At 68.7% G+C, this 6,442-nt stretch carries 4 protein-coding genes; all 4 read left to right on the top strand.

Translation table 11 applies throughout. The features are described 5' to 3' along the window. Positions 1–169 precede the first annotated feature (169 nt). Entirely contained in the window at positions 170–1,066 is an 897-nt protein-coding gene (locus ACW9TB_RS38310; protein WP_472753027.1) for an SDR family oxidoreductase, read from the top strand. A 339-nt stretch (positions 1,067–1,405) separates the two neighbouring features. After that, a complete protein-coding gene (locus ACW9TB_RS38315; RefSeq protein ID WP_472753028.1) occupies positions 1,406–4,924 on the top strand; it encodes a ThuA domain-containing protein in 3,519 nt (1,172 codons plus the stop codon). Positions 4,925–5,053: 129 nt separating this feature from the next. Then, positions 5,054–6,238, top strand: coding sequence for an ROK family protein (locus tag ACW9TB_RS38320; RefSeq protein WP_472753029.1), 1,185 nt, complete (start codon positions 5,054–5,056; stop codon positions 6,236–6,238). A 14-nt stretch (positions 6,239–6,252) separates the two neighbouring features. Further along, positions 6,253–6,442, top strand: a 190-nt coding sequence (locus ACW9TB_RS38325; protein WP_389927109.1) for an ATP-binding cassette domain-containing protein, incomplete at its 3' end; no start/stop codon positions are given.

Genomic DNA, 6,442 nt, shown 5'->3' on the forward strand with positions numbered 1-6,442 from the left:
TTAACACGTGCGCTTACTGTGCGCAATGATCTCATTGATTTTCGGTTACTATCGCATGCCTTTTCTTGTATGTCGCGAAAGTTCCCACGAGTGGTCCCCGTGGCATCGCGAGGGCCGGGCGGGCTATTGTTCGAACGACTAGAATTATGTTCTCGTGGGAGGGTTGCGGATGTCAGAGCTGCGGTTTGACGGCAGGGTCGCGGTCATCACCGGCGCCGGGCACGGACTCGGCCGCTCACACGCGCTGTCGCTCGCCGAGCGCGGCGCCAAGGTGGTCGTCAACGACCTGGGCGGGGCCCTGGACGGCACCGGCGCCTCCGCGGGCCCGGCCGCCGAGGTGGTCGAGCTGATCAGGAAGAACGGCGGGGAGGCGACCGCGAGCACCGACAACGTCGCGACCCCCGAGGGCGCCCAGGCGATCGTGGGGACCGCGATCGACACCTACGGGCGGCTGGACATCGTCGTCAACAACGCGGGAATCCTGCGGGACAGGTCCTTCGGCAAGATCAGCGTCGAGGAGTTCGACCAGGTCCTCGCCGTCCACGTCCGAGGCTCGTTCCTGGTCAGCCGGGCGGCGTTCCCCTATCTCAAGGAGCAGGGGTACGGCCGGATCATCAACACCTCCTCGCCCGCCGGGCTGTTCGGCAACTTCGGCCAGGCCAACTACTCCACCGCCAAGATGGGCCTGGTCGGCCTCACCAAGACGCTCGGCATCGAGGGCGCCAGGGCCGGGATCAAGGCCAACGCGATCGCGCCGATCGCCTGGACCCGGATGACCGAGGAGCTCCTGCCCGCCGAGTTCGAGGCCAAGTTCACCGCGGAGCGGGTCAGCGCCCTGGTGACCTTCCTGGCGCACGAGGCCTGCGAGACCAGCGGCGAGATCTTCAGCGTCGGCGGCGGCCGGATCGCGCGGGTGTTCGTGGCGGAGGGACCCGGCTGGCGGCGGGACGACCACACGGTGGAGGACATCCGGGACAACTGGGAGGCGATCCTCGCCGAGCAGCCGTACCTGACCCCGACCACCCTCGGCCAGCAGGCGACGGCCTCGATGAAGGCCATGCTCTGACCGGCTGAACCGACGACCCGGGTGAGGGCGCTCTCGTTCCGAGGGCGCCCTTCTCGCTGCCCGCGGGGGTTCCGGACGGCCATGGGGTGGTCTCGGGGCCGCGGGTCCCGGGTGGAGCCTCTTCCGCCGTACGAGACGAGGCTTTCTGCTTTGATCACGCAATCTTTTGCTTGACGCCCGTCAGAACTCGTCCTTACCATCCTGAAATAAGGAGGAAATAAGCCAGAAACCGGCAAATTTCGAGACTTACCCTCACTCTCTCTCGGCACCACAACCGGTCAGCCCACCAGGGCCGCTCGGTTTGTTTCGCATGTCCTTCTCGTCCCCCCAGGAGATTCCATGCGCCGCCAGCTCACCGCCTTGATGGTCCCGATCCTGCTCCTGTTATCCGTGTTCTCCGGTCTGACGGCGTCCGCGGCGAGCGCGGGCGCCGCGAAGGCCGCCGCCTTCCGGGTGCTGCTGTTCACCGAGACCGCCGACTACGTCCACGGCTCGATCCCGGCCGGTATCACGATGGTCCAGCAGCTCGCCGCTTCCAACGACTTCGAGGTCGTCCAGTCCGCCAGCTCGACCGCGCTCAACGACGCGAACCTGGCGGGTTTCGACGCGATCGTCATGCTGCAGAACTCCGGCATGGTCTGGGACAACGAGGCCCAGCGCCAGGCCACGCAGAAGTTCGTCAACGACGGCGGCGGGATCGTGGCGGTCCACAACACCACGGACATGAACATCGAGGCCCAGTTCCCCTGGTGGGACCAGCTCATCCTGGGCGGCGCGCACATGACCGCGCACTCCAGCATCCTGCCGGGCACCGCGAAGGTCCTGGACAAGAAGCACCCCTCCACGGTGGGCCTGCCCGACCGCTGGACGCGTACCGAGGAGTGGTACAACTTCGACCGGAGCATGCGGGGCGACGTCCACGTCCTGGTCACCGCAGACGAGACCACCTACGACGCGGGCGGCAGCAAGATGGGCGCCGACCACCCGATCTCCTGGTGCCGCAACGCCGAGGGCGGGCGCGTGTGGGCGACCGCGATGGGACACGAGAGCGCCTCCTACAGCGAGGCCAACTTCCGCCAGCACGTGCTCGGCGGCATCAAGTGGGCGGCGGGCAACGCCGCGGGCGACTGCGGCGGCACCGTATGGAACCGGTTCCAGAAGGTGACGCTCGACAGCGCGCCCGACCAGCCGATGGGCCTCGACATCGCCGCCAACGGCGACGTCTACTACATCGCCCGCTCCGGCAAGCTCATGCTCGTCCGCAAGAGCAACGGCCAGATCGTGACCACCGGCACGCTGAGCGTCTACACCGGCGGTGAGGACGGGCTGATCGGCCTGGTCCTCGACCCGGGCTTCGCGACCAACCGCTGGGTCTACCTCAACTACTCCCCGACGGGCTCGGCGGCGGTCAACCAGGTCTCCCGGTTCACCCTGAACGGCGACACCCTCGACCTGGCCAGCGAGAGGAAGCTCCTCACCATCCCCGCGACCAGGACCGACGAGCCGGGGCACACCGGCGGGCAGCTCGCCTTCGGGCCCGGCGGCAACCTCTACATCGGCGTCGGCGACGACATCAACCCCTTCTCCTCCGACGGGTACGCGCCGATCGACGAGCGCGCGGGCCGCGCCAACTTCGACGCCCAGAAGACCAGCGCCAACACCAACGACCTGCGCGGCAAGATCCTGCGGATCCACCCGGAGAGCGACGGCACCTACACGATCCCCTCGGGCAACATGTTCGCGCCGGGCACCGCGCAGACCCGCGCGGAGATCTACGCGATGGGCTTCCGCAACCCGTTCCGCTTCTCGGTGGACTCCGAGACGGGCTGGATCTCGGCGGCCGACTACGGCCCCGACGCGGGAGCGGCCAACGCCAACCGCGGGCCCGAGGGCACCGTCGAGTGGAACCTGATCAAGTCGCCCGGCTTCTACGGCTGGCCGTACTGCGTGGGCAACAACACCCCGTTCAACGACTACAACTTCGCCACGTCCACCTCGGGGGCGAAGTTCAACTGCGCGGCGCCGGTGAACAACTCGCCCAACAACACGGGCCTGACGAACCTGCCCGCGGTGAAGGCGGCCACCGTCTGGTACACCTACCACCTCACGCCCGAGTGGCCGGAGATGGGCACCAGCGGCGGCGCGGCCCCGATGGGCGGGCCGTTCTACCACTACGACGCGGCCAACCCCTCGGACACGAAGTTCCCCGCGTACTTCGACGACACCCCGTTCTTCTACGAGTGGAGCCGCAACTACCTGATGGAGATGCGGCTGGACGGCGGCGGCAACGTCCTGAAGACCAACCGCTTCCTGTCCAACCTCGGGTTCAGGTCGCCGATGCACATGAAGTTCGGCCCCGACGGCGCGATGTACCTCATCGAGTGGGGGGCCGGTTACGGCGGCACCAACCCCGACGACGGCGTCTACCGCATCGACTACATCAACGGCTCGCGTTCCCCGATCGCCAAGGCGGGCGGGACGCCCACCTCCGGCCAGGCCCCGCTCACCGTCCAGTTCTCCTCGGCGGGCTCGGCGGACCCGGACGGGGACCCGTTCACCTACGCGTGGGACTTCACCAGCAACGGCTCGACCGACTCCACCTCGGCGAACCCCTCGTTCACCTACACCACCAACGGAACCTTCACCGCGAGGCTCACGATCACCGACTCGTCGGGCAAGAGCGGCTCGGCGACGGTGCCCATCACGGTCGGCAACACCGCGCCGGTCGTGAGGTTCGGCTCGCCGCCCGACGGCACGGCCATCACCTTCGGCGACGCGGTCCCGTACACGGTGACCGTCACCGACCCCGAGGACGGCACGATCGACTGCTCCAGGGTGCGGGTGGTCACGGCGCTCGGCCACGACACCCACAGCCATGACACGGGCCAGTTCACCGGCTGCTCGGGGACCGTCGTGACCACGAACTCGGGGCACGACGCCGACGCCAACACCTTCTACGTCCTCACCGCGACCTACACCGACGCGGGCGGCCTGTCCAACACCGCCAACCTGATCCTGCAGCCCCGGCAGAAGCAGGCCGAGTACTTCACCGGCTCGTCCGGGATCCGGGTCATCGACCAGGCCGGCGCGCAGAACGGCAAGCGCATCGGCGACATCTCCAACAACGACTGGATCTCCTTCGCGCCGATGAGCGTCCAGGGGATCGCGTCGGTGTCCTACCGGCTGTCCTCGCCCACCGGCGGTGGCTCCATCGAGCTGCGCGCCGACTCGCCCACGGGGCAGCTGCTGTCCACCACGTCCGTGCCGGCCACCGGCGGCTGGGACACCTACCAGCAGGTGGCCGCCACCTCCGTGACGGCGCTGTCCGGCAGCCATCCGCTGTTCCTGGTGTTCAAGCACCCCACGGCGAACCAGTTCGACCTCGACTCCCTCACCCTGAACGCGACGGGGGGTTCGGGCGGGCCGGTGGCCGGTGGCGTCTACACGCTGACCGCCGCGCACAGCTCCAAGGTGGTCGACGTCGAGGGCCAGTCCACGACCGACGGGGCCAAGGTGGTCCAGTGGGCGGGCAACGGCGGCACCAACCAGCAGTGGAGGTTCACCGCCGCGGCCGGCGGGGCCTTCACCCTCACCGGGGTCCAGGGCGGCAAGTGCATGGACGTGAACGCCGCCTCCACCGCACCGGGCGCCCCGATCATCCAGTGGACCTGTCACAATGCCGCCAACCAGCAGTGGAGGTTCACCGCCGCGACCGGTGGCGCCTGGAAGGTCACCTCGGTCGCGAGCGGCCACTGCCTTGAGGTGCCCGGCGCCTCGACCGCGGACGGCACGCAACTCACCCAGGCCACCTGCGGGACCGGCACCAACCAGCAGTGGAGGCTCACCCGGGTGAGCTGACCGGAACGGTCAAGTTCGCCGACTTTTGCCGATTGAGGCAAAAGTCGGCGAACTGTTAGGTAAAAGTGATTCACAAATCCATCTAAAGAGGGTTAGCTTCTGCACACCTGCTCGGAACAGGGAGGTGTCGTGAAGCGGACCGTCGCTCGGCCAGAGAACGCGTACCAGGCCGCGTTGCTCCGGCTGCTGCGCGAGAGGGCGCGTTCGCGCGCCGAACTCGGCGATGTGACCGCTCTGTCACGCTCCCGCCTCAACCTGGAACTCGACCGGCTCGTCGAGCTGCGCCTGGCCGAGCAGGCGGGGCTCGCGGCCTCACGCGGCGGGCGCAGGTCCGGCCTGGTACGGCTCTCCGAGGATCTCCGCTTCGCCGGGATCGACGTCGGCGCCACCTCCATCGACGTGGTCGTCACCGACGGCGAACTGGAGATCCTCGGCCACCTGAGCGAGCGGTGCGACGTGCGCGACGGCCCCGTGGCCGTGCTCGACCAGGCCATGGAGATGATCAACAAGCTGGGCGAGCAGGGTCTGTTCACCCAGCTGTACGGCGCGGGGATCGGCCTCCCCGGGCCGGTCAGCTTCCGCGAGGGGGTGCCGGTCGCCCCCCCGATCATGCCCGGCTGGGACCGCTACCCCGTCAGGGAGGCGGTCGGCCAGGCCCTCGGCTGCCCCGCCGTGGTCGACAACGACGTCAACATCATGGCCCTCGGCGAGCTCCACGCGGGGCTGGCCAGGCAGGTGGACGACTTCCTGCTCGTCAAGATCGGCACCGGCATCGGCTGCGGGATCGTGGTGGACGGCAAGATCTACCGGGGTGTCTCCGGCAGCGCCGGCGACATCGGCCACATCCGCGTCGACGACCAGGGTCCCGTCTGCGCCTGCGGAAACGTCGGCTGCCTGGAGGCGTACTTCGGCGGGACCGCCCTCGCCAGGGAGGCCACGGCCATCGCCGGGCGCTCGGCCTACCTGGGCCGTCGCCTCGACCAGACGGGCACCCTCACCGCCGAGGACGTGTCCAAGGCCGCCGAGATGGGCGACGCCGAGGCGGTGCGGCTCATCCGCGACGGCGGGCGCAGGGTCGGCACGGTGCTGGCCGGGCTCGTCAGCTTCTTCAACCCCGGCCTCGTGATCATCGCGGGAGGGGTGGCCCAGCTGGGCCACGTCCTCCTGGCGGAGATCAGAAGCGTCGTCTACCGCCGGTCGCTGCCCCTGGCGACCGGCAACCTGCCCATCGTGCTATCGGAACTGGGACCCGACGCCGGAGTGGTCGGCGCGGCCAGGCTCAGCAGTGACCACGTCTTCTCGGCCCCACGATGAACCAGCGAGGCCCCATGTCAGAAGCAACCCCCCTGCTCCTCATGCGCGGGATCGTCAAGCAGTTCCCCGGAGTGCGCGCCCTCGACGGCGTCGACCTGGAGGTGCTGCCCGGAGAGGTGCACTGCCTGCTCGGCCAGAACGGTGCCGGGAAGTCCACTTTGATCAAGACCTTGGCGGGTGCTCACCAGCCCGACGAGGGGACGA

This window comes from Streptosporangium sp. H13245, assembly GCF_055690525.1.